Source organism: Streptomyces sp. NPDC058086 (genome assembly GCF_042885015.1).
Lineage (GTDB): Bacteria > Actinomycetota > Actinomycetes > Streptomycetales > Streptomycetaceae > Streptomyces.
Genome location: NZ_JBHVST010000018.1, coordinates 84,597 through 108,072, shown reverse-complemented (window position 1 = coordinate 108,072; position 23,476 = coordinate 84,597). Strand labels below are relative to the sequence as shown.

The window sequence follows — 23,476 nt, the reverse complement described above, 5'->3', positions numbered from 1 at the left end:
GGGCCCTCTGAACTGCTATTCAGCTGTCGGGGTGGCGGGATTTGAACCCACGACCTCTTCGTCCCCGTGGTCGCCGGCCAGCAGAGGGTGAAGGCCTCCTCGAATCTGCAGTGCGGGCACCAGGCCCGCGTTCAGCAGGGAGGATCTTCCCGCCCCTGTGGCGCCCACGAGCATGACCAGGCCACCCGTCTTCTCGGCTGCGTGGAGCTGAGCGATGAGGGCATCCGTACTCCGCTCTCGGCCGAAGAACCAGCGGGCGTCATGATGACGGTACGAAGCCAGCCCCCGGTATGGGCACACACCCGGAACAGTCGGGGCTTCGGCCTGGTGTCGCGCCTCCTCTTCCGCGGATGTCGCGGCGTGGTCGCCGATGAGGTCGGCCACCGCGCGCTCCCACCGGCGCTGCCACTGGGCCAGGTCGTACAGGCCTCTGGACACCGGGGCGGGCCGCGAGCGCCGTGCTTCAGGGATCAGGACCTGCGACACCGCTGTGAGGACGGCGAACTGGGCAGGCACGTTCTTGGCCCGCCGTCAGTCACTTCCTGAGTCGGAACTCAAGGCCTCCACCCCTTACTTCCCCCCACACCTCGACATCCGGACCGGAAAACTCAACTTATATGGCTGACCTGCGGTTAAGGCGTTGGTCAGGTGCCGGAACCTCGTCGACGGGAGCCACAGCTGGCAGGGTCACGACGCAGTAGCGGACCAACCGCGCAGCGTACGGACAGGTCACCAGATCAGCGCTCGGAGAGACAACTCATGGCGCCGCGTGTTTTCGGTCAGCTTCCGCTTGAGTTGCGGGCCGGTGGCGCCGGTCTCGTCGCGTGAGCTTGAGAGATCCGTGGAGCCGGTCACATCCGGACCGCTGTCGCGTCGACCAAGGATCCCGCCTCTCCTCGATCCGCGTCGGCGCCGAACGGTGCGGTGTGTGTGTGGGGGGGCGTACAGGCGGAGGAACCCCCTGAAGGGGATGTCACCCCGGCTTGGGCTGATTGGCAGTCACTACTTGTCGTACGAGGCGCGTTTGGGCCCGTAGCCGGTGACCACCGTGCCACGCAGGGCACGGTGGTCACAGGACAGGCTGTAGGGGGCGAGGCGTCAGGCCCTTGTGGAGGTTCTCGCCGATCGCCTCGCCAGCGGCGCTAGGACGGCGTCTTCAGGCCAGGACCCTTTGCTGAACGGGCGGGCGGCCACCAGCCTTGTGCCTCGGAACGGCGCCCGCTCGGCCCTGGTGGGGCTAGTGCGCTCCGATGGTGGTCCTCGGGCTCTGTACGTCGCCGTAGTAATGGCCGTTGAGCCAGAACCCGGCCGAGACCACGTAGGTGCCCGCCGGCGCATTCCAGTACTGGCTGTACCCGGCCGCTCCACCGTACCTTCCCGGGTAAGCCGTACCGGACGAGGCGTTGGTCGGGTAGTCGCAACCGAAGTCGTGAGCCCAGCGGCCGGTGTTGACGTCGATCGCGTGCGCGCAGTACTCGACGGTGCTGGTGGAGTAGTTTTCGAACGGGATCGTGGCGGAGATGGTGTAACCGTTGTTCTCGACGTAGTAGCAGGAGTCGATCCAGACGTTGCCGGTGACGTACGCGTAGTCGTGCGTAGTCCATGACCGGCACGCGTGTGCGCTGTACGCCGGGGAGACGACGGTGCTGGACGACGGGGTGGCGGCATGGGCGCCGGACGCGGTGAGGAGGCTGCCGGCCAGGGAGGCCGCAACGGCTGCCGAGACGGTGAGTGCCTTCTTGAAACTCATAAGTACCTTCCAGTGTCGACGCTTTGGCGTAGTTCGCGAGACCAACGAGCGTGAGCCTCGTTCCTCATCCGGCGCACTCCTGCGTCGGTGACGAACTTCGGCTCAGATCGACCGTGCTGCCTCGGCTGGGCGTTGCCGCTTGGCCGGTGAGAAGCCGCGGTCCTACCAACCCATCGGTCAGCCATGGGCCTGGGCCACTCCGGTAGAGGTGACAGTGGCGACGGCCGTCGTCGCGACCACCACTACTGCCTTGACCGAACGTTTCATTGCTGTTCCTTTCGTTGCACGGGAACGGCTGAGTGCCCCACGGTGACGCTATGGACACGGGTCCGTCGGCCGTCCTAGATTCGTCCTAGTGCCAGGTCAGCCAGGGAATCGGCGCTGATTGTGAAGTGCCGGGGGGAACATGAGATTTGGCGTGCTGGGGCCGTTACACGCCCAGATCACCGGGCGCGAGGTCCGGCTCGACGGACCGCGGCAGGCCAAGATGCTGGCCGCGCTTCTGGTCGACGCCAACAACGTCGTCGCCAGGGAACGGCTCGTCGCCGTGATGTGGGACGGGAAAACACCCGCCACCGCGGTCCGCCAGGTCCAGGACGCTCTCTCCGGGCTGCGCCGCAACCTTGCCGCGTGCGGAGCACCCGGCTCCTTGATCAGCACGCGGCGCGGCGGCTACCAGATCCACCTGGCCCCGGATCAGCTCGACCTACTGGAGTTCGACCACGAGCGGTACCTCGCCGAACGGCACAAGGCCCCGTTCGAGACAGCTGTCGCGCTGCGGCGCGCGCTGGCCTGCTGGCGCGGTAACGCCCTGGTCGGCATCTCCAGCCGGGTACTGGAGCTCGATGCGGCACGGCTGAACGAGAAACGCGCGGCCACGCACAAACAGTGCCTGAGCATCGAACTCGACCTGGGGCGTCATCGTGAGGTCATCGAGGAGCTGACCGCCCTGCTACGCGAGCACCCCTACGACGAGCACGTCGCTGAACACTTGATGGTCGCCCTCTACCGGTGCCAGCGACAAGGCGAGGCGCTGCAGGTGTACGAGCGGCTGCGCCAGACACTGGCAGGCGAACTCGGCGTCGACCCCACCCCGCCGATCCAGGCGCTGCATCGGCGCATCCTGGTCGCCGATCCCGCCCTGGCGGCCTCTGCCCCTGCGAGCGGTCCCTCGGACACACGACCGGAAAGTCCTGGCGCGGCGGCCACCGAACCGGTTATGGCGATGCCGGTGCGTCAACTGCCGCTCGATGTACCCGACTTCGTGGGCCGAGCCGACGCGCTGGCCCAGGTCGCCCGATTACTCGACGCGTCGGCGCCGGACCGGGCCCCGGTGGCCGTCATCGTGGGCGGTCCCGGTGTCGGCAAGTCCTGTCTGGTGACGCACGCCGCGCGGCTGGCGAGCGCCGCCTTCCCCGACGGCCAGCTCTACCTCAACCTCGCCGGGACATCGGACGAGCCGCGGGGCCCGGCGCTGATGCTGGCCGAGGCGCTGCGTGCACTCTCGATCGCCGGCAGCGCGATCCCGAACGGCCTGTCCGAACGGGCCGCGCTCTACCGGTCGTTGCTGGCGGACCGCCGGATGCTGGTGGTGCTGGACGATGCCGGTCACGCCGATCAAGTGCTGCCGTTGCTACCGGGGGCCGACGGCTGTGCCGTGTTGATCACCAGCCGCACTCTGCTGACGCAACTTCCCGGCGCCCGGCACATCGACCTGGACGTGCTGAGCCCGGCAGAGGCGCGGGAATTGTTCACCGGCATCGTCGGGCGGCGGCGGGTCGAGCGGGAACCGGCGGAGGCCGACGCGATCCTCGACTGCTGCGGCAACCTGCCGCTGGCGATCCGGATCGCCAGCGCCAAGCTCACCGGCCGCCCGGCCTGGTCGCTGCGGGTGCTGCGGGAACGGATCGAGGACGAGTCCCGGCGGCTGGCCGAGCTGAGGATCGGGGATCTCAGCGTGCGAGCCAGCGTCGAACTGAGCTTGCGGCTGCTGCCGGCCGACGCGGTGCGCGCGCTGAGCCTGCTGGGTCTGCTCGGCGCCTACACCCTGCCCGGCTGGGTGTTCGGCCCGCTGCTGGACCGCTCGGACGCCGAGGAGGTGCTGGACACCCTGGTCGACGCCAGCCTGGTGCGGCTGACCGCCACCGACGCCATCGGCCAGCCGCGCTACCGGCTGCACGACCTGATCAGGACCTGTGCCGTGGAGATCGCCGCCCAGCTGCCGGCGGCGGACAAGAGGGACGCGATTGTCCGGGTGCTGTCCGCCTGGCTCGATCTGGCCGGGCGCGGCACCGATCGGCTGCCGGCCGGGCTGCTGGTCGGCGAGTCCGGTTCGGCGCCGCGCCGGTCGTTACCCGACACGGTCGTGGACCGGCTGATGGCCGACCCGGTCGGCTGGTTCGACGTGGAACGCGACACCCTGCTCGGCGCGGTGAAACTGGCCGTGGACTGGGGACTGGACGAGTTGGCCTGGGAGCTGGCGGCCGGCCCGGTGACCTACTACGACCACCGGTGCCTGTATCAGGACTGGGAGCACGGGCACCGGATCGCGTTGGACGCGGCCGAGGCCGCCGGCAACGTGCGCGGCGCATCGGTGCTGCTGCGCGGACTTGGCCAGCTGCACATCTACCGAGACGAGTTCGACGGGGCGACCCGTGCCCTGGAGTCCTCCGTCGGGCTGTGCCAGGACGGCGGGGACAAGCGCGGCGAGGCGTTGTCGGTGGCGATGCTGGGCACGGTCAGCCGGGTGCAGGGTCGTTACGACGAAGCCGTCGATCGTATCGAGCAGGCGCTGGCCATCGCGGTCGGTGAGGGCGACCGGCACCTCGAAGCGCAGCTGTCCTGTTCGATGGCCGTGATGCGGCTCATGCAGGGCGAACTCGACGAGGCGGAGTCCTGGTTCGACGGGGCCTTGCGGCAGGCCAGGGCGCTCGACGACGGGCATCGGGTGGCGGTCGTGCTGCGGCGGTTCAGCCGGCTGCACGATCGGCGCGGTGATCCGGACGAGGCGCTGCGCTGCCTGTGGCAGGCGTTGGCCACTTTCGAGGAACTGGCCGACGAGCGGTGCGCCGCGTACACGCTGCTGGAAGTCGGCCGCGTCTACGCCGGTCAGCACGACCGGGACCGGGCGAGCCCGGCGTTGGAACGCGCGGCGGACCTGTTCCACCGGCACGGCGACCGCCAGGACGAGGCCGCGTGCTGGCAACTGATCGGCGACCTGGACGCCGCCGCCGGCGTCCACGACTTGGCGCACCAGCACCGCGGGCGGGCGCTGCGGTTATGGCAGACGATCGGCGACGTGAACCAGACGAAGGCTACAGCGCCACCATCGTCGCCGTGACCTGGCGGGGTCCGCCGTGCCGTCTGGCGTGCGCTGCCCGAGAGCTTCGAAGGCCCCGTCGGGCCCGACCAGATGCTGCGCTTCCTCCGCGGCTCCGAGACGGACAAGGGCGTCGACACCACCGACCCCGAGGCCGCGGGTGTCTACGTTGACAACGACACCGCACGGCTCCTGCTGCGCGCCGTTGACGACGGGACGCTCACCGCCTCCGCTGTCACCACGGAGTCCCCGGCCATCGAGTCCACCAGGATGCGGCGGTCCGCCAGCTTCATCACCCGCACGTTCCGCACCAGCACCACCCGGTTTCGTGTCGAGTTCTACGACTGCCTCTACACCCGGGCGGATGCGCTCTTCGAGCTCACCGACGCGGTGCTGTGTGCGGACGGTCCGGTGACATCGCCGGCCGAGCTGACGCTCACGGCCGAGCACCGGCGTGGACACGGGGCGATGTACGACGCGGTCAATCACGGCTGGCTGGAGCCGCGCCGCCTGCGCAGGCTCCTTGCCTCCACGCCGCTGCCGCGGGCGGCCGACGGGCGGATCATGCTTGCGGTGGATGTGAGCAACTGGCTGCGTCGCCCAATTTTATGGTGCCCCCTGGGTGCGTGTAATGATCCACTCCCCGCTCACTCCCAAGACGGTCCAGGGAACGCATCAGGCCCGGTTTCCGTTTCCGGAAACCGGGCCTGACCTGGTGTTTCAGCTGTCGGGGTGGCGGGATTTGAACCCACGACCTCTTCGTCCCGAACGCGATCGGCACCCGTCGTGACCTTGCTTCGCGTTCACTGACCTGCCCGTTCGGCTCCGGCATCGTCCATTAGCGTCCGGGACGGTCTCCGCGCGGCTGCCTCATTTGGCCCCCTGTTTGGCCCCCTGCCTGTCGCACTCTGACCGAGCGTCCGCCCTGGTGACTAGCCATCCGACCTCAGTTGACTGCGTGTCGAAGGGAGGGGGACGGCTGAGTGGCGACACGCACATAGCCGTCTGCGCCCGAAGGAGTGACAGGCCCGGTGCGAGCGCGCGAGAAGCAAAAGGAACCGCCACACTGGGGTGCCATCAGTCCAAGAGGTAGTGCCGTGGTCGGAGCCCCAGATGGCAAGATCATCCTTTCTTGTCTTCCAGCCCCGTTGCGCTGATCGTCATCCTTCGATGACTATGGTCAGTCAAGGGGTAGTGCTGCGATCTGCGGCAAGGGGGCAATGGGTGGGGCTGAACAGCGAGGTTTGGCAGGGGCACTTTGCTGAAGGACTCGTCTGGGCGCTCTCTTGCGCGGCGGGCCTGAACCCAGGAAAGCGAAGTCTCGATGTTGATGGTGTCGACATCCAGATCGGTTTTCCTGGGAAAGTCCAGACGATGCGATATCCGCTGATCGAAGCGCAAGTGAAGTCTTGTTGCAATCCTACCTATGTGGGGGATTCTTTCTCTTATCCAATCCCCGTGAAGAACTACAATGACTTGATCGGGCGAGTGGGTGTGGACCTGCCGACCAGGCGCTACCTCTTCTTGGCTCACACGCCTGCTTCGAAAGCTGCTTATGTACTCTCGAGCGAACTGTCGAGTAATTTCCACCACGCCATTTATTGGGTCGACCTAATGGACCGCGATCCTGTTGATCCGGACCTTCAGTCGAGTAAATCAGTTCATGTCCCCAAGGGGAATTTGCTCACCGTTGAAAGTTTGACTCGCTTAGTTAAAGGCGATGCGCCGGAAGAAGGGAGGGTTGCGGGATGATTACCGACCTTGGAGGATTTCACTTCGCTCAAGCGAGTGATCCGCAACGTATCTCCCTCTATTTGGCATCCCGCGGCTGGTTCCCGCAGGAAGATCAGGGTGGGACTCTGTGGGTATCCCATGACGAGTCTTACGAAGCGTTCGTGCCCCGGCATCGGCAGATGCGGGGCTACCTGTCTTACATTCGACAGTTGCTCAAGACTCTTTCCGCTGCTGAGGGGAGGAGCGAGACCCAAATCTCCCTTGAGATCTCCATCTCCGACGCGGATGTGCAGTACGTGCACACGGACCCGGATGCCGACCCTGGGACCACGCCAATCGATGAAGGTGTGAAGGCTTTTGAGAGTCTGCGGCAATGGGTCCTGGCTGGGGCCGTGTCGGAGAGCGCCGATCAACCTCGACTGGTTCAACCTGCTCGTAAGCCGACTAAGGCTCTAGAATTTATGCGCACTGTGCGCCTGGGGCCGACCTTCGAGGGCAGCTATATCCTCACCGTCTACATTCCGGTGCCCCCGCGAATTGGGCAGACCGAGATCGAGATCGATCACCCGCAGATAAGGTTGTTGAGTCAGCCGTTTGAGCGCCGCGTCTCCCTCAAGCTTATGGAAGCCACGCGAGAAGCTGTTTGGGCTGCTGATGACATTATTCAACGGCGAGAGGGAATCGATGCCTTTACGCGCCGTGCGGAAAAGGGCGTCAATGCCAACCTCTGTGAGGCTATTTCTGGATTTACTTCGAGAGAAGGAGGGGAAGCGCGAATCGATTTCTCCTGGGCCTTGTCGCGTCCGGTCGAGCCGACGGAGCCCATCAGTCTGAACCGGGATCAGGTAGTTGTCCTGCGCGAGGCTGCTCAAGAGATGAGGGCTGCGGCTCCAGAAGACGACGTCACAGTTGTGGGTGCAGTGGTCAGGCTTCACAGGGAAGGCGCACTCGGGGCGGGTGAAATTAGCATCGCGGGGATCATCGAAGGTGGCATGAATGATCGCCTGCGCCGCGTCTGGCTCGATTTGACCGAGGATGACTATTCTCTAGCAACTCGCGCCCATGAGAGTGGTGCCACCGTGTCAGTGACCGGAAGCCTCGTCAGGCGCGGTAACAGGTATCTTCTGCAAAACCCGTCAGGGTTCATTGTCCGTCCGGAAGTACCCTGAAAATATCTCTAGTTCTCACTAGGTGATTGTGGGCTTGAGGGCGGATTGCGGAAGAGCGCTATGCATCCGAATCTCGTTCTCTGGCGTGAAGAGGCGACTGCCGTCCTCTTTGACCAGCGGAACCTCTATGTCGAAGCCCGCAGCCTTAAGTGCCTCTGCGCCTTCGAGCGCGAGGTCGCAGACCCCGCACCAGAATTGGACTGCCTCGGCCATCCCAGGACCATTCTGGCTGATCATTACTGGCCGACCGGTTACCAGGACACCAGCGTGATCACATGCTGGGCAGGGGCGTCGGTGATTAATTACGAGATCGCTGTTGTTGTCGATCCAAACCCCATAGTGGGTACTTCTCTCCTTGAGGGATGCGAAAGAAAGAAGGGACCCGTCCGGGAGATCATCGAAGCGTTCTTCGAGCCGATAGCGAGCCTGTTGGATTCGGCGGGATACATCTCGCTCCACCTTCTCGATCAACTCGTTGATGGCGATCCTCACGATGTCGATCCAGTTGTCCCAATACTCCTGATGATCTATCTGGAGGTGATCGAGCAGTTGATTCGTCACGCGAGCGAAGGTGGCAAGGGGGTCCGAGTCGTTCGGTGTTCCCGCCTCAAAGTGGGCGACGCCGTTTCGCAACTCGATCAGATCGTCCAGCTCAGAATCCCGCTGCGGCAAGCAGCCCATCTTCTTGAGCCTCGCGATGGCTCCGGATGCCCCAATCGTGCGCACGCGGGGCGTCTCCTGCAGACCCGCGAAATGAAGAAGCATGTCGTCGTTTCCCTTCATCTCCATAAGGAGGAAGGGAGTGGTTTTAGCCAATGCCGCTTTGGCTAGCCGCTCGATGCTTACACCGGCGTGAAGGACGAAAACCTCGTCGTCGTCGTGGGCGTGCGCATCCAAAGCGGAATCGGCGAACTTCCTAGCCCCAGCGAGAAGGTTGTCGAAGGTGAGCGAAGATGCCATGTCGAGACGGTACCGGCGCTCGCCCCGTGCCTGCAGCAGATTTACTCCGCGGGCTGCTAGAGATCTTCCAGAGCGAGTTCCTGTTCCCGATCCTGCATAGTGCCGTCGTGAGCGTTCACTGAGGTAGGAACCCGGGCTTCTCTTGGCCGACGGCATGCAGTCGTGCGAGGTAGTCCCGCGCTGCAGGTTCTGCGGCATACCGGCGCTTCATCTCGGCAGCTAGCTCCCGGCTGGTCATGATGAGCGATGGCACCGACTGCCGATCCCCTTCGAGGGCCCGTTCGCCCATGGTGAGTGCCTGCTCCAAGTCCCTCGCGTGCCGCAGTGACGCCCAGAGTGACGCGGGCTTCTGCGTTGCGCATCGGCGAGCGGGAAACACGAGATCAGAGACCCGGACACTGTGTCCGGGTCTCTTCGCTTTGGGCGCGTCACGCTTGTACTGGCTGCAACGGTGAGCAAGGCGAACTACCCGCCTCGTCACCGGCTCTGTACCGTGAAACCGGCCCCCAACCAGCAGGAGGCAGCACGCAATGCGTGGTCTCGGAGATCACCTCAGCATCGGCGAGCGGATCGCGTTCTACCGTAAGCGCCGCGGCTACACGCAAGAGGTTCTGGCTGGGCTGGTCGGCTACAGCACTGACTGGTTGGCCAAGATCGAAACTGGGCGCCGGAAGCCGCCCCGTATCGACATGCTCGCTGAGCTGTCGCGCATCCTGCGCGTGCCCCTCGGAGACTTGCTCGGTCAGACCGTGCTTGTAGAGGACGAGAGGCAGCAGGACGACGTGCCGGCCGTGCGCGACGCGCTCATGAGCCCGCGGCGCCTGTCGCGCTTGCTCTTCGGCCGTGAAGCCGAGGTGCAGCTCCCGACGCCCGCCCCCGTGGCTGTGCGTGTGGAGCAAGCATGGAACGACTACCAGGGTGGGCGACTTGGCAGCGTCATCGCCGCTCTTCCCGCGCTTCTCCAGACGGCGCAGGAGCTTGAGGAGCGAGCGGCGCGCCGCGGTGAGGACCGTAGCGACTGCTGGGCGGTGTCGGCTCGGACGCACCACCTCGCAGCAACGACGCTCGCGAAGATCGGCGAGTCGGACATCTCATGGCTTGCTGCCGAGCGCGCGATGCGGGCTGCGGACGAGTCGGACGACCCGCTTGTGTTGGCGTCGGCCGCCCGGTCCGGCACACACGCCCTGCTGGCCAACGGGCGGTATGACGACGCGTTGGAGCTGGGCAACACAGCCGCAGCATGGCTGTCGTCGCGGGTCGCTGAGAGCGACCCGGCGGCACTGAGCCTGCTGGGGATGATTCATCTGCGCGCCGCTGTGGCGGCAGCACGCCACCAGGACCGTCCCACCGCAACGGGCTTGTTGGACCGAGCCGAAGAACTTGCGGACGACCTCGGGTCGGATGAGAACTACTGGCAGACCGGCTTTGGCCCCACGAACGTCCTGCTCCACCGCCTGTCTGTTGAGCTGGACCTCGACAACGTGTCGTACGTCGTGGAACACGGGCGGATCAACGTGGACCACATGCCGCAGGAGCGCAGCGTGTCGCACCGAATCGACTTTGCGCGAGCCCTGTCGCTCGCCGGACAAGGCGATGAGGCGTTCGCGGAGCTGCGTACCGCTGAGCGCACATCGCCGCAGCTCGTACGCAACAATCCCAGGGTGCGCGAGACACTGCGGGACCTGATCAAACAGTCTCCAGTTACTGGTGGCTCCCGTTCGTCCGAGGTGTTCGTGATGGCTCAACGGTGCAGGGCGGTGCAGTGAGTTCAGGCAAGCGCGGGGTGCTCGGAGTCGTCGGGTCCGCGGCTGGAGGCGTAGAAGCACTGCGTACCGGTCTCGTTGAGCCCGCGATGGAGCGGGGATGGCAGGTGGCCGTCACGCTGACGCCGACTGCGGGGCAGTGGCTGCGGTTGAGCGGCGAGGTTGAGCGGCTAGAAAAGCTGACCGGTCTCCCCGTGCGCGACGAGCCGCGGTTGCCCGGCGACACTCGACCGCATCCGCCGGTTGACTGCTACGTGGTCGCCCCCGCATCGGCCAATATGGTGGCCAAGCTTGCGACGGGCCTGATGGACAACCAGGCACTGACGCAGGTGGGCGAGGCTATCGGCACTCTCGGATTGCCCGTCGTTGTCTTCCCGCGGGTGAACGCGGCGCACGCCCGCCACCCGGCATGGCAGCGCCACATCGACACCCTCCGGGCTGGAGGCGTGCACGTCGTCTACGGCCCCGACGTGTGGCCGCTGTACGAGCCACGAGAAGCGCCGGCGGGGCGTGAGCTCCCGTGGGCGGCAGTGCTGGACGCAGTGGACGAGGCCACTCGGTGACGAGTCGTCAACCCTCCTAGCCTGCAACGAAAGAGGACCCGGACAGTCTGTCCGGGTCCTCTGCCGTTCCCGGCCACATGCTCATTGGCATGCCAGGGATCAATGAGCGAAGCGGCGAGCTGGAAGGCATGACTCCTGCTGAACTCGCTTTCATTAAGGCGAGTTTGAGCGAGGCGCGCGTCAAGGTCGAACGCCTGCTGAGGCGCGCGGACGAACTCACTGCGACGGTGGAGTCTCGCTACCCACAAGCCGCTCAAGCCGATCCAGACGCTGACCGAGTAGGTGGAGGGCGTCGTGAATCGTGCTGAGCTCTGCCGCCAAGGCAGTGAATGCCGGGCTGCTACCCGGCTCTGTGCCGAGGGGCACAGAAGGATCGCGGACGAACGTTCCGCGGCCCTGCTGAGTGAGGACCAGCCCCTCATCGCGGAGCTGACCGAACGCGCTCTGAACGGTCATGAGCTGCACGCCAAGCTCCTTGGCGAGCTTGCGGGCTGCGGGGAGCTGGTCGCCCGGGGCGTACTCGCGGTCGGGGCCCGTGATCTTCTCGCGGTACTCCGCCGCAATCTCCTTGGCCGTGGGCGTCTGCTTGGGCGCTTCGGGGCTCTGGTCCATGGCTTCGAGAATAACCGGACCTAGGTCAATCTCAGCTCCTCCAGTGGATCCCCTTGACAGTTAGATTGACCTAGGTCAATCTGAACTTGCGTCGGAACGAGCGGCCCGGAAGGGCTTCACCGGCTGTGTTCGCAACTGCTTGACCTGCAAGACCGCACGACCAGGAGCCCCGCATCGGACGGGGGGAGGGCACCGGACAGTCGCCTGTTTCAGGCGATCCCTTGGCAGTCCGGATGGCAGAAGGTTTCTGCCTACAACGGGGCCCTAGCGAGCTGTTCCTTGAACCGGCAGCCGCGTCCCCGAAAGAGAGACCACCCATCCACCGCAGCTCGCTGCGGAAGTCCGCAACGCACAGAGGAGAAGCACATGAGCGACAGCAAGAGCGGCGCCGTCTTCAACTTCGGCGACAGCAACATCACGTTCGGCGGCTCCGTGGTCCTGGGCGATCAGGTGGCCGTGTCCGGCGGCGTCGTCCACGGCGACGTGGTCATGGGCGGCGGCGCCAGCACCGAGGACACCGACGGCGAGTAGGACCGCCTAGCTCACTTCACCGTCGCGGTTCACGCGGCTTTTCACCACCAACGGCGCGCGCCCCCGGAGTTGCTGCTCCGGGGGCGCTTTCGGGCCGTACCACCCTGAGAGGAACCACGACCCATGAAGCACATCGGTGCTGACCAGGCGGTTGTTACCGCCGACGAGTTCGACCGCGAGCCGACGTTCGCAGAGCTGGACGCCATCGCACACGAGATGCCCGTGATCCGGGCGGAAGTCGAGCTGCTGGACGCGCAGATCATCACGCTGGACCGCACCCCCACCGAGCTGGACCAGCGGCGCATCCGCCGGGCCCGCCGCAAGGTGCTGACCGCTCGCCTCGCGCTGGCGAACATGACCACGATGCGCATTCCGGGGGTGGGAGCGTGAGCGCCCCAGAAGGGAACCTCGCCGCCGCGCACGCTGAGGTGAAGGCGGAGATCGCGCGGACCGACACCAAGACCGGCCTGCTGCTGGCGTTCGTCGGCGCCGTCCTCGCCGGATCGTGGACGGTCGCCAAGGACGTCCCGCTGACCGTCCCCGCATACGTCGTGGGCGGGCTCGGGATGGGGCTGCTGGTCGCCGCGGCTGATCTGCTGTTGCGGGCGGTCCGGCCGAACCTGGGCGGTGGCCGTGGCTTCCCGCTGTGGGCGACGCTCACGGCCGAGGAGATCAGCGCCACCCTCGCCGGCGACCAGGCCGCGGACATCGCGGGACTGTCCCGGATCGCCGTCGCCAAGTTCACCGGTCTGCGGCGCGCGGTTCATCTGACCCGCGCGGGCGGCGCCTTGCTCATCCTCGCGGCCCTGCTCGCCCTCGGGGGTGCGGCATGAACCGCACGGGCAGGATCCTGCTGGTGACGGCGCTGGTCGCGGTCGTCGCGATGGCGTTCCGGGTCTCGTGGAACGCGTTGCGGGACATCGCCAACGCCATCGGTGCGGACCACACCGCCGCGACGCTCTACCCGTTCGTGGTCGACGGCCTCATGGCCCTCGCCCTGGTCGCCACTCTCGTTCTGGCCGGCCGTGACCGGACGTTCGCGCTGCGGGTGCTGGGCACCTACACGCTCGCCTCGCTGGTCCTCAACTACGTCCACGGGCTCGTTCCCGAGCTGCACGGCCGGACGGTCGATTGGGGACGGCTCGCGGACTGGGATCCGGCGAACTGGGCGCTCGTGCTGCTGGCCACCTCGCTTCCGGTCGGGTCGATCTACTTCGGCTCGGATCTGGTCGCGAAGGTGCTGCACCACCGCCCCGCCCCGATCCCCACTCCGGTCGCGAATGCGGAGGAATCGTCCGAGACCATGAGTAATCGGTCTACGGCTGACCTCGCGGAATCGACCCCGCAGCCCGTTCCCGTGGCTTCGGTGCGGATGTCCGATCCGGTGGCCGTGGAGTTCGTGAAGTCGACTCTCCCCCTCAAGCCCGTCCCGACCACCCCCGCCCCGACTCCCGCCCCCGCGATCGAGCGGCGCCCGGTGGCCGCGGCCGAGTCGACTCGCCCTCGCCGGGCGACGGGTCGGGTTCCCGAGGTTGCCCGATCGAGCCAACCCAAGCGCACGCCGGATCAACTGCTCGCCGAAGCACGCACGGTGACCGCCGACTGGCCGGACGCGAAGCTGACAGCCGAGGGGATCCGGCTCGCGGTGCACACGTCGCCGAAGAACGCCCGGACGCTGCGCGAGACCCTGCGGGCCGATCGGGCCGCGCAGGGTGAGGAGGTGACGGCATGACGGCGCCGCGGCTACGGGTGCTCTCGCTGGGTGCGGGGGTGCAGTCCACCACGCTGTTGATGCTTGCGGCTGAGGGCCGGTTGCCGAAGTGGGATGCCGCAATCTTCGCGGACACCGGATGGGAACCGGCCCGCGTCTACGAACACCTTGACCGGCTGGAGCGCGAGATTGCCCAGCCCGCCGGTATCCCCATCCACCGCGTGCGCGTGGAGGGCGGCAATGCCCAGCGGGTGAGCGGCAACCTGCGCGCCGACTCCCTCAACCCCGGCTCGTTCGTCCGCATCCCGGTCTTCGTCATCGACCGCGAGGGCACACGGGCCGCGATGGTACGGCGCCAGTGCACAGAGGAATACAAGGTCAAGCCCATCAAGGCCGCAGTGCGCACGATGCTCGGCTATCCGCACCCCAAGCCGGTACCGCGGGGAGTGTTCGTCGAGCAGGCCATCGGCATCAGCCGGGATGAGTTCGAGCGGGCCAAGGACGCCAGCGTGAAGTACCTGCGCAACGCCTTCCCGCTGCTCGACCTGGACGGCGCCGCGGACGGCCGTGAGGGCTGGACGCGCAGCGACTGCCTGCGCTACCTGCGTTCGCACGGCTGGGGCGAGACGCCCAAGTCGGCGTGCATCGGCTGCCCCTTCCACGGCAACCGGCAGTGGCGCGAGCTGCGCGACGACTACCCAGAGGAGTGGGCGGACGCGGTCGACTTTGACCGGCAACTCCGTGACACCCAGCTGAGGGGCATCAAGGCCAAGCCGTATCTGCACCGCAGCCTGCTGCCGCTGGATCAGGCGCCCATCGACCACGTGACCCGCCGTGAGTGGGCCGACCGGCAAGGCGACCTGTTCGACGCCGCGGCCGACGCGGAAGCCGAAGACGGCGCCGCGCTCGGCTGTTCGCCCTGGTCCTGCCGCGGAAGCGACCCCGAGGCCGCCTGATGTGCGTGCCCTGCGCCTACCCCGACGACGAACAGCGCGCTGCCTGAACACGTTGACCACCGAGGAGTACCGCCGTGACCAGCACCAATAACGCCTCACACGTCGTCGCCTACTCCTGGCACGCGTGGGTGACCGTGCCCGGCCAGGGCCGCGCGTTCGCCTCCGGCACTGTCACCGGCCCGCACGGCTACTGCCGCGCCCGGGCCCTGCGCGACATCGGCGCCTGGCTGGGCGCCAACGGCTGCAAGGGCCGCCTCGCGGACATCGCGCTGCTGCCCGCCTGAACCACCCCTCGCCGCTGGGCCCGACCGCCCACCTTCCACAGCAACCGGTCGGGCCCTCGACTCCCGTGAAGGAGCAGATACATCGTGACCGAGACCACCGTATTCACGCCCCCCGACGAGCCGGAGGACACCGGCGAGCGGACGGCCGACGTGCTGCCGTTCCCGCTCAAGAAGGACACCGACCCGGCCCCCGCCCCGGAGCTGCCTGCCGAGGGCGTGGTGAAGCCGGGGGAGTGGGAGGCCGAACTCCCCGACACCGACGACCCCGAGGCCGAAGGACTCACCGAGGGTGCCACGGTCGACCCGCCACGGGAGGTCTACCCGCCCTCGGTGGCGGAGTGGATGGAGGCCAAGGACAAGGCGCGGTTTGCGGTGCTGCCGGACTGGGTGAAGCTGCCCGACCAGCGCAAAGCCGTCCGCAGGTGGGCGGTCCGCCACTACTCTGCCGTGGTCGGCTTCCACGCGGTTCGTCTGCCGTGCATCTACACGCCGAAGGTGCTGTGGTACTCGCCGCGCGGTGCGTGGCGCTGGTCGGCCGCGATCGGCCGGTGGGTGTTCGACTCGGAAGGCAAGCCCCTGCGTCTCGCGGCCGTGGCCGCTGACGACGCGGCCGAGTATCTGAAGCTGTCGCGGCAGCGCAACGACCGTGTGAGGCTGCGCGGGATCGTCGCCACGATCGCCGGGTTCGTCGGCCTCGCCGCCGCCCTGACGCTGTTCGTCATGGCGCCGTCGTGGCTGCTCCTGCTGGCCGTGGCCACACTGACCACCACGCTCGGTGTGGTCGGCGCCCCGGCGGACCGGCCGCTGATCGACATGGCCAAGGTGACGTTCCGCAAGCGCAGGTTGTCCTCGGACATCGTCATCCGCGCTCATGAGGCGTCCGGACTGACGACCAAGGATCAGTCGATTGCGTTCCCCCGGCCGATCGGTCGGGACGGCGACGGGTGGCGCGTCGTGGTGGATCTGCCGTACGGCAAGACGTTCGAGGATGCCGTCAAGGCTCATGCCCGGCTCGCGTCCGGCATGGACATCGCGCCCACTCAGCTCTTCCTGGACAAGGACGAGACGAGCGGCCGGCGGGTGTCGTACTGGATCGCCGACCGTGACCCGCTCGCCGTTCCGTCCGGCAAGTCGCCGTTGCTGGGGGCGACTCGGGTGGACTTTTGGAAGCCGTTCCCGTGGGGTGTGGACGAGCGGGGCAACCCGGTCATGGCCACGTTGCTGTGGCTGTCTCTGCTGGTCGGCGCCGTCCCTCGGCAGGGCAAGACGTTCTCTGCCCGCACGATCGCGCTTGCTGCCGCGCTGGACCCGTACGTACGTCTGTACGTGTTCGACGGGAAGGCGTCGCCGGACTGGCGCAAGTTCGCGCTGGTCGCCCACCGCATCGCGTTCGGCATCGTGCCGAAGAACGGGTTCGACCCGGTGGGGCATCTGCTGACCTCGCTGCGCGAGTTGAAGGCGGACGTGGAGGACCGGTACCACCGGCTTTCCGAACTGCCGCTGCACGTCTGCCCGGAGGGCAAGCTCACCCCGGAGATCAGCCGGGACAAGAAGCTGAACATGCCCCTGATCCTGTTCGTGATCGATGAGGTGCAGGAGTACTTGCAGCACCCCGAGCACGGCAAGGAGATCCTCTCTCTCCTGGTCTACCTCGCCCGGGTCGCCCCGGCGGTCGGCGTCTCGGTCATGACGTCCACGCAGAAGCCGGACGACAAGGCGTGCCCCTCGGAGCTGCGCGACCAGCACCAAGCGCGGTTCGCGCTGCGCGTCGGCGCCTACCAGGTCTCCGACACCATCCTCGGTGCGGGCTCGTACTCCGAGGGTCTGGACGCGTCCAAGCTGCTCAAGTCCCACAAGGGCGTGGGCCTGCTCAAGGGAATGTCCGACGACTCCGGGATCGTGCGGACCTACCTCGCCGACGGCCGCGACGCCGAACGCATCCTGACCCGCGCCGCCGCGCTGCGCGAGGCCGAGGGCACGCTCTCCGGCGACGCGGCCGGCGAAGCCCCGGCCCCGGAAGTGTCCGCCACCATCCTGGACGACGTCGCACAGGTGCTCGGCAAGGGCGAAGCCAAGGTGTGGTCCGAGACCATCGTCGACCGCCTCGCCGACCTGCGCCCCGAGGCCTACGGCGCATGGGCCGAGCTGGAGCCCAAGCCCAAGGCCGAAGCCCTCTCCAACGCCCTCAAGCCGTTCGGCGTCGGCACGCTTCAGATCAGCCGCCGCATCGACGGCGAACAGGTCAACAAGCGCGGAATCAAGCGCGAGGACCTCGCCACAGCGATTACGGAGCGCAACAAGAAGCGGGACGCCGGATAGGTCCCAGGGGTTGCTACCGGTAGCGGCAGGGGTCGCTACCGGTAGCAACCCTGCTAGCGACCAAAATCGCCCCTGATCAGGTCGCTAGCACCTAGCGGCCCACCTGCGAAAACCCTCGAAACCCGCCCGAGAGGCCCCTGATGAGCCTTCCCGTCCTCGCTACCACCTTCCTGCTGACCGTCACATTCAGTTACAGCGCCAAGTGCTGGCTGAGCCCGTTCGGCGACTGCCGCAAGTGCGACGGCATGGGCCACGCCTTCAAGACCGACCGCAAGGGACGCCTCAAGCGCGGCAAGGACTGCCGCCGCTGCCAGGCCACCGGCAAGCGCATACGCATCGGCCGCTGGATCTACAACCGCGCCGCGCGCACCTACCGCGCCGGCACCCGCTGACCACCCCCAGGGGAGGACCCATGGTCATCACCATCCCGCTCGTGCTGCTGCTCGCCGCCGTGCTCGCGCTGCTGCTGCGCTTCCGGGCGCTCGGTGCCGGCGCGGCCGTCGCCGCCGTGCTCTTCGGCTTCTACCTCGCCGGCACCGGAGCCGGCGACACCGTCAACCAACTCGTCACCGCCGTCACCGGCGCCCTCGCTGGCGCCGGCCGCTGAAGGGAGACCAGGACGTGAACGAACCCACCGCGTACCACCGCCCGGCCGGATACGAGCCGACGGCCGTGGAAGTCCACCACCCCGCCCCGATCACCTCCGCGCACACGATGCCGCTCGTGCCCGTGCACCTCGACGCCATCCCGGCCGTGGCGAGCATCGTCTTGCCCGACGGCCGCGTCGTCACCGGCTACGCCATCGAGTCAGCCAAGCCCGAACCGGTCGCCGCCAAGCCGGCTGTCTCCCCTGCGGCGGTGAACATCGCGCTCGGGGGGATCGGGTTCGGCGCGGTGTGCGGTGGCTTGGTGCTGCTCACCACGTTCATCGCTGCACTCGCCGTGCTGATTCACCAGCTCATCATCCTCGCCGCCGTCATCTTCGGCGGCTGGGTCGCCGTGCAGGTCTTCGGCGCGAGCGGCCACCGCGGCGGGACCACGGTCAACATCCGCAAGGCCGTCTTCAAGCGCAACCACTTCCACGGCTGACCAACCCGAGAGGAGCACCATGTTCGACATCCGCATCATCTGCGACCCGGCCGACACCGACCGCATCGTCGCCGCACTGGACAAGACCTTCACGACCGGCACCGTCACCGTCTGCCCCACCCGCGACGGCAAGCAGCACCGCTTCTACGTCAGGGCCGACCACCGCGCCGACCCGGGACCGTGGCCCACTCCGGAAGCGGCGTACGCGTTCGCCCCGAGCGTCGTCCGCGAGATCGGATGGACCGTCGGTACGGCCGTCGACAAGCCGAGCGGCGAGGTCTCGGGTCGTGAGTACTGGCTGCGCAAGGCCGCGTTGCTGGACCGCATCGCGCTGCGCGACGAACAGGACGGCATCACGGGCGACGCCGACGAGGTGGCCACGGAAGCGGCTCGCCGGCTCGTCGACTACGACCGCGACGGCAACGGCGGTCACCACGACGGACCGGTCCGGGCGGTGCAGCCGAGGGCCGCCGCCGAACCGTGCGGCTACGTCCGCCAGGAATACGCCCTCTGGGCCCAGAACCAGTAGCTACGCCAAGGGCGGCCCCCGCATCTCGCCAAAGAACCGGGGCCGCCCTTGTCCACCTGCCCACTACAGACCTGTGGAGGTCTCCAGCATGACCCAACCGACCGACAATCGGCGAGAGGCCTTACTCGCCGCCGCGCTGAACGCTGCCGACCGCGACTGGCACGTGTTCCCGCTCCGTCCCGGCACCAAGCGCCCCGCCCTCCACGGAGAGGCCACCTGCCCGGTCACCGGAGCGTGCGAGGGCGGCCACCGGAAGTGGGAGCAGCGCGCGACAACCGACCCCGAGCGCATCCGCGCCACCTGGTCGCAGGGCGCGTTCAACGTCGGTATCGCTACCGGTCCTTCCGGGCTGCTGGTCGTCGACCTCGACATGCCCAAGGACAACGGCAATGGGGACGCGCCTGACGGCGCGGCGACCTTTGAGGCGCTCTGCGAGCGCACCGGCCACGCCGTCCCCGACACCTACCGGACCCGGACCGCGAGCGGCGGCCAGCACCTGTACTTCACCGCGCCGTCCGGGGTGCGGCTGACCAACACGGCAGGAACGATCGCCCCGTTGGTCGACACCCGAGCATGGGGCGGCTACGTCGTCGCCGCGGGCAGCATCACCCCCGCCGGACCCTACGAAGCCGTCAGCGGCCCCGTGGCGGCTTCTCTGCCCTCGTGGCTGCTGAGCATCCTGAAACCGGCCCCCAAGCCCGTACAGGCCCCCGCAGCGCCCGTAACGGAACAATCCCGCCGATACGCGGATACCGCGCTCGGCAACGAGGTCCGCAACGTCTCCGGAGCCCAACTCGGCCAGCGCGAGGCGAGGTTGTTCCGGGCAGCGCGCGCCATGGGGCGCTTCATCGCGTGGGGCGACCTCCCCCGGCACGAGGTCGAGCAGGCTCTTCAGGAGGCAGGCGAGGCGGTGGGACTGCCGCCGTCCCAGTGCCGCGCCACCCTCCGCAGCGCCCTCAACTGGTCCATCGCCCACAACCAGCGCCGGCGGGACGCGGCATGACCGCCCCTTCCGGCCCCCCTCTGAAGAGCATCACCCCCACCACGACCACGCCGCACGCCGCTCCACAGCCTGTGGACACTCCGGCCGTGGGCGAGCCGAAGGGCGTCGCCGAAGGCGTCCCCATTGCCGTTCGCCCTGACCCGCAGACCGGAGACGGCCGCTACCCCGTCGCGTGGCTGCACATCTGCGCCCCGCGCGGAGCCGTACCGACCGCCACCTCGAAATGCCTGTGCGGCAGGAACCGCAGCGCCGTCGGCAAAGCCCGCGTACTGGCCCTGATCGAGGACCACACCGCCCACCGCGACACCTGCCCGCTCCGCACTCCCCAGAAAGGGAGGACCGCCGCATGACCGACACCATCGACGGGGCCGCGCTGCTCAACGAGGTGGAAACCTTCCACCGCCGCTTCAACGTCTTCCCGCACGAGGCCGCCTACGTCGCCGTCGCGCTGTGGGACGCGCACGCTCACTTGCTCGACTGCTTCGACTCCACCCCGCGCCTCGCGTTCCTATCCCCGGAGCCGGGCTCGGGGAAGTCGCGGGCGCTGGAAGTCGTGGAAACCCTCGTTCCCGAGCCCATGACGGCCGTCAACGCGTCCGCCGCCGCCCTGTTCCGGTCCGTGTCCAATCCGAACGGCCGGCCCACGATTCTGTTCGACGAAATCGACACCGTCTTCGGTCCCAAGGCCGGCGACAACGAGGAACTGCGCGGGTTCCTCAACGCCGGACACCGCCGCACCGGCGTCACCTACCGGTGCATCGGCGACGGCGGCAACCAGACCGTCCAGGCGTTCCCCTCGTACTGCGGGGTCGCGGTCGCCGGACTCGGCAACCTGCCCGACACGATCATGACCCGTTCCATCGTTATCCGCATGCGCCGACGGGCCCGCAACGAACGCGTGGAAGCCTTCCGCGCCCGCATCCACGAAGCAGAGGGACACAAGCTCCGTGACCGCCTCGCCCAATGGGCCGAACACGCCCGCGGGTTCGTCATGGGCGCCTGGCCCGACATGCCCGACGGCGTCACCGACCGGCCCGCCGACGTGTGGGAATCCCTGCTCGCCATCGCCGACGCGGCCGGCGGCGACTGGCCCGAACGGGCCCGCGCGGCATGCGTCGCGCTGGTGACCGCGTCCAGGGCCAACGACAAAGGCAGTCTCGGTATCCGGCTGCTGACCGACCTGCGTGATCACGTCATGGTCGGCATCGACCGCCTGCCCACGATCGCCATCCTCGACCGGCTCAACGCCCTCGACGACGCACCCTGGGCCGATCTCCAGGGCAAGCCGCTCGACAACCGGCGCCTGTCGAAGATGCTCTCGGAGTACATGACCGGCGACAACGAGCCCATCGCCTCCCGCAACATCAAGACCGCCGGAAGCGTCCTCAAGGGCTACTACGCCGCAGATCTCTGGGACGCATGGGCCCGCTACTGCCCCCCACCCCCGGAAAGTCCGCTACCTCCGCTACTCGGCATGGAAAACACCGCCTGACCAGCAGCGACGGGGTAGCGGCAACCGGCATCGCCACCCGCTACCCCGCCGCTACCGCTACCCCTTCCCGCTACCTCGAACAGGCCCCTGACCTGCGCGGTAGCGGCGGTAGCGGATGTAGCGGACCTGACGGGAGGGGGTCACGAGCCCCCGACTCCCCGCCGAGGAGGCACACCACCGCATGAGCACCGCCACTGCACCGGCTGAACAACTCCTCTACCGGCCCGAAGAGGCTGCGAAAGCTCTCAGGATTGGCCGCTCGATGGTCTACGAGGAAATACGTCTCGGACGACTCCAGACCGTTCGCATCGGTCGTCGCCGACTCGTGCCGCCTGAGTACATCGCGAAGTACGTCGAACTCCTCAAGCGCGAGGCAGAAGCCACCGCCTGAACTCCCCACCACCCATCTCAGCAGGGCCGCACCCTTCAGGGTGCGGACCTGCTTCTTGGAGGCGCACCGCAGCATGACCGAGACCCCGAAGCGCGCCCGCAGGGCAGGCCACGGTGAGGACACGATCTATTGGGACCCGGCGAAGAACCGATTCGTGGGGGCTGTCTCTCTGGGACACGCCCCGAATGGCAAGCGCCGCCGACCGAAGGTGTACGGCAAGACGAAGACCGAAGTCCGGACGAAGATCCGGGACTTGAAGAAGGAGATGCAGACCGGCGTTAAGTCGCCCGCCAATTACACCGTGGCGGAAGCGGTGAACGACTGGCTCGAACGCGGCCTGAAGGGGCGCGATGACCAGACCGTCAGTAAGAACCGCACACTGGCGAACAAGCACCTGATTCCGCTGATCGGCAAGGCCAAGCTGAAGGACCTAAGCGCGGACGACGTCGACGACTGGTTGGACGACAGGGCCGAATGGCTTGCGACTCGGAGCCTCCGGGACCTGCTCGCTGTCCTGCGCCGTTCCATCCAGCATGCTCAGCGCAGGGACAAGGCCGTGCGGAACGTGGCGCTTCTGGTGACCGTGCCGGAGGGGCGACCCGGTCGTCAGAGCAAAGCTCTGAATTTGGAGCAGGCGAAGGCTGTACTGGCCGCCGCGCGCGGATCACGGCTGTACGCCTATCTCGTGGTCTCGCTTCTCAGCGGCGTTCGCACGGAGGAAGCGCGACCGCTCACCTGGGATCACGTCTACCTGTCGCCGCAGGAGGGCGTGCCGCCCCACGTCGCGGTGTGGCGCTCGGTGCGCAAGCATGGCGAGACCAAGACCAGGAAGAGCCGCCGGACTATCGCACTGCCGAAGCAGGTCGTCGAGGTCCTCGAAGAGCATCTGAGGTGGCAGAAGCAGGAGCGGGCGTCGAAGGGGATGGAGTGGAGTCCGGCCGGCCGAGTCTTCACGACCCGGAGCGGCGAGCCGCTCGACGCCGCCAACGTCCGACGCGACTTCAAGGCCATCGTGAAGAAGGCTGGACTGGAGCCGGAGTGGACGCCGCGGGAGCTCCGGCACAGCTTCGTGTCCCTGCTCTCGGATCATGGGATCCCGCTGGAGCGGATCGCGCTCCTGGTCGGTCACAGCAGCCAGGCGACGACGGAAGCGGTCTACCGGAAGCAGCTCCGTCCGGTGATCACTGAGGGGGCCGAAGCGATGGACGAGATCTTTGCCGATGACGACAGAGAGGCGGACGCGCTCGGGGCTTGACCCGAACCCTTTGGCCCCCTGTTTGGCCCCCCGGGCACGACAAAGG

At 67.5% G+C, this 23,476-nt stretch carries 24 protein-coding genes and 2 pseudogenes; 22 read left to right on the top strand and 4 right to left on the bottom strand.

The features are described 5' to 3' along the window. Window positions 1–30 precede the first annotated feature (30 nt). Together ACFVWD_RS17060 and ACFVWD_RS17055 are read right to left on the bottom strand one after the other, a co-directional pair. Window positions 31–531: pseudogene (locus ACFVWD_RS17060) on the bottom strand (hypothetical protein); the annotation flags it as partial. Window positions 532–1,237: 706 nt separating this feature from the next. Beyond that, window positions 1,238–1,750 carry a hypothetical protein gene (locus tag ACFVWD_RS17055; protein ID WP_389596883.1) on the bottom strand — a complete coding sequence of 171 codons (513 nt, stop codon included), beginning with the start codon at window positions 1,748–1,750 and terminating at the stop codon, window positions 1,238–1,240. Window positions 1,751–2,168: 418 nt separating this feature from the next. On the opposite strand from ACFVWD_RS17055, the gene ACFVWD_RS17050 reads away from it, so the two are divergent. The 4 genes and pseudogenes from ACFVWD_RS17050 to ACFVWD_RS17035 all read left to right on the top strand — a co-directional run bounded on the left by ACFVWD_RS17050 (window position 2,169) and on the right by ACFVWD_RS17035 (window position 7,972). Further along, window positions 2,169–5,090 (top strand): BTAD domain-containing putative transcriptional regulator, encoded by a 2,922-nt coding sequence (locus tag ACFVWD_RS17050; protein WP_389596881.1) that lies wholly within the window; start codon window positions 2,169–2,171, stop codon window positions 5,088–5,090. Window positions 5,091–5,339: 249 nt separating this feature from the next. Continuing rightward, window positions 5,340–5,666 (top strand): annotated as a pseudogene (locus tag ACFVWD_RS17045) (transposase); the annotation flags it as partial. A 627-nt stretch (window positions 5,667–6,293) separates the two neighbouring features. Beyond that, on the top strand, window positions 6,294–6,821 hold the full coding sequence (locus ACFVWD_RS17040) for a DUF4365 domain-containing protein (protein ID WP_389596879.1): 528 nt from the start codon (window positions 6,294–6,296) through the stop codon (window positions 6,819–6,821). Then, entirely contained in the window at window positions 6,818–7,972 is a 1,155-nt protein-coding gene (locus ACFVWD_RS17035; protein ID WP_389596877.1) for a hypothetical protein, read from the top strand. Before ACFVWD_RS17040 ends, ACFVWD_RS17035 begins: the two co-directional genes overlap by 4 nt. 18 nt (window positions 7,973–7,990) lie before the next feature. Here the strand turns inward: ACFVWD_RS17035 and ACFVWD_RS17030 are convergent, their stop codons facing one another. Further along, window positions 7,991–8,932 (bottom strand): hypothetical protein, encoded by a 942-nt coding sequence (locus ACFVWD_RS17030; RefSeq protein ID WP_389596875.1) that lies wholly within the window; start codon window positions 8,930–8,932, stop codon window positions 7,991–7,993. Window positions 8,933–9,462: 530 nt separating this feature from the next. Here ACFVWD_RS17030 and ACFVWD_RS17025 point away from each other — a divergent pair. Together ACFVWD_RS17025 and ACFVWD_RS17020 are read left to right on the top strand one after the other, a co-directional pair. Continuing rightward, window positions 9,463–10,698 carry a helix-turn-helix domain-containing protein gene (locus ACFVWD_RS17025; RefSeq protein ID WP_382020360.1) on the top strand — a complete coding sequence of 412 codons (1,236 nt, stop codon included), beginning with the start codon at window positions 9,463–9,465 and terminating at the stop codon, window positions 10,696–10,698. After that, window positions 10,680–11,258, top strand: coding sequence for a flavoprotein (locus ACFVWD_RS17020; RefSeq protein ID WP_206697734.1), 579 nt, complete (start codon window positions 10,680–10,682; stop codon window positions 11,256–11,258). Before ACFVWD_RS17025 ends, ACFVWD_RS17020 begins: the two co-directional genes overlap by 19 nt. A 216-nt stretch (window positions 11,259–11,474) precedes the next feature. Here the strand turns inward: ACFVWD_RS17020 and ACFVWD_RS17015 are convergent, their stop codons facing one another. Further along, window positions 11,475–11,870 (bottom strand): GntR family transcriptional regulator, encoded by a 396-nt coding sequence (locus ACFVWD_RS17015; protein WP_389596874.1) that lies wholly within the window; start codon window positions 11,868–11,870, stop codon window positions 11,475–11,477. A gap of 366 nt (window positions 11,871–12,236) precedes the next feature. Here ACFVWD_RS17015 and ACFVWD_RS17010 point away from each other — a divergent pair, with 366 nt between their 5' ends. The 16 genes from ACFVWD_RS17010 (at window position 12,237) to xerC (ending at window position 23,430) form a co-directional block, all read left to right on the top strand. Further along, window positions 12,237–12,401, top strand: a complete 165-nt coding sequence (locus ACFVWD_RS17010) for a hypothetical protein (RefSeq protein WP_389596873.1) — start codon at window positions 12,237–12,239, stop codon at window positions 12,399–12,401. 123 nt (window positions 12,402–12,524) lie between these two features. Then, window positions 12,525–12,791 (top strand): DUF6284 family protein, encoded by a 267-nt coding sequence (locus ACFVWD_RS17005; protein WP_371645990.1) that lies wholly within the window; start codon window positions 12,525–12,527, stop codon window positions 12,789–12,791. Next, window positions 12,788–13,234 carry a Pycsar system effector family protein gene (locus ACFVWD_RS17000; RefSeq protein ID WP_389596872.1) on the top strand — a complete coding sequence of 149 codons (447 nt, stop codon included), beginning with the start codon at window positions 12,788–12,790 and terminating at the stop codon, window positions 13,232–13,234. Before ACFVWD_RS17005 ends, ACFVWD_RS17000 begins: the two co-directional genes overlap by 4 nt. Beyond that, a complete protein-coding gene (locus ACFVWD_RS16995) occupies window positions 13,231–14,133 on the top strand; it encodes a DUF2637 domain-containing protein (RefSeq protein WP_389596870.1) in 903 nt (300 codons plus the stop codon). Before ACFVWD_RS17000 ends, ACFVWD_RS16995 begins: the two co-directional genes overlap by 4 nt. Continuing rightward, window positions 14,130–15,068, top strand: a complete 939-nt coding sequence (locus ACFVWD_RS16990) for a hypothetical protein (RefSeq protein WP_389596869.1) — start codon at window positions 14,130–14,132, stop codon at window positions 15,066–15,068. Before ACFVWD_RS16995 ends, ACFVWD_RS16990 begins: the two co-directional genes overlap by 4 nt. Before the next feature lie 74 nt (window positions 15,069–15,142). Beyond that, window positions 15,143–15,352: a hypothetical protein gene (locus ACFVWD_RS16985; protein WP_389596867.1), complete on the top strand. Its 210-nt coding sequence runs from the start codon at window positions 15,143–15,145 to the stop codon at window positions 15,350–15,352. Between the two features lie 84 nt (window positions 15,353–15,436). After that, window positions 15,437–17,671 carry a cell division protein FtsK gene (locus ACFVWD_RS16980; protein WP_389596865.1) on the top strand — a complete coding sequence of 745 codons (2,235 nt, stop codon included), beginning with the start codon at window positions 15,437–15,439 and terminating at the stop codon, window positions 17,669–17,671. 140 nt (window positions 17,672–17,811) lie between these two features. After that, window positions 17,812–18,063, top strand: coding sequence for a hypothetical protein (locus ACFVWD_RS16975; RefSeq protein ID WP_389596863.1), 252 nt, complete (start codon window positions 17,812–17,814; stop codon window positions 18,061–18,063). Between the two features lie 20 nt (window positions 18,064–18,083). After that, window positions 18,084–18,278: a hypothetical protein gene (locus tag ACFVWD_RS16970; RefSeq protein WP_389596861.1), complete on the top strand. Its 195-nt coding sequence runs from the start codon at window positions 18,084–18,086 to the stop codon at window positions 18,276–18,278. Window positions 18,279–18,292: 14 nt separating this feature from the next. Continuing rightward, window positions 18,293–18,760 carry a hypothetical protein gene (locus ACFVWD_RS16965; RefSeq protein ID WP_389596859.1) on the top strand — a complete coding sequence of 156 codons (468 nt, stop codon included), beginning with the start codon at window positions 18,293–18,295 and terminating at the stop codon, window positions 18,758–18,760. A 19-nt stretch (window positions 18,761–18,779) separates the two neighbouring features. Beyond that, complete coding sequence (locus tag ACFVWD_RS16960) at window positions 18,780–19,289, top strand: hypothetical protein (protein ID WP_389596858.1); 510 nt, start codon at window positions 18,780–18,782, stop codon at window positions 19,287–19,289. An 88-nt stretch (window positions 19,290–19,377) separates the two neighbouring features. After that, window positions 19,378–20,292: a bifunctional DNA primase/polymerase gene (locus tag ACFVWD_RS16955; protein WP_389596857.1), complete on the top strand. Its 915-nt coding sequence runs from the start codon at window positions 19,378–19,380 to the stop codon at window positions 20,290–20,292. Then, a complete protein-coding gene (locus ACFVWD_RS16950) occupies window positions 20,289–20,642 on the top strand; it encodes a hypothetical protein (RefSeq protein WP_389596856.1) in 354 nt (117 codons plus the stop codon). The genes ACFVWD_RS16955 and ACFVWD_RS16950 overlap by 4 nt, the downstream gene beginning before the upstream one ends. Continuing rightward, on the top strand, window positions 20,639–21,784 hold the full coding sequence (locus ACFVWD_RS16945) for a DUF3631 domain-containing protein (protein ID WP_389596854.1): 1,146 nt from the start codon (window positions 20,639–20,641) through the stop codon (window positions 21,782–21,784). Before ACFVWD_RS16950 ends, ACFVWD_RS16945 begins: the two co-directional genes overlap by 4 nt. 181 nt (window positions 21,785–21,965) lie before the next feature. Continuing rightward, window positions 21,966–22,175 (top strand): helix-turn-helix domain-containing protein, encoded by a 210-nt coding sequence (locus ACFVWD_RS16940; RefSeq protein WP_382288220.1) that lies wholly within the window; start codon window positions 21,966–21,968, stop codon window positions 22,173–22,175. Window positions 22,176–22,248: 73 nt separating this feature from the next. Next, the gene (gene xerC / locus ACFVWD_RS16935; RefSeq protein WP_389596853.1) at window positions 22,249–23,430 is read left to right on the top strand and encodes a tyrosine recombinase XerC; all 1,182 of its coding nucleotides are present in this window, start codon (window positions 22,249–22,251) and stop codon (window positions 23,428–23,430) included. The last annotated feature ends 46 nt before the right edge of the window (window positions 23,431–23,476 follow it).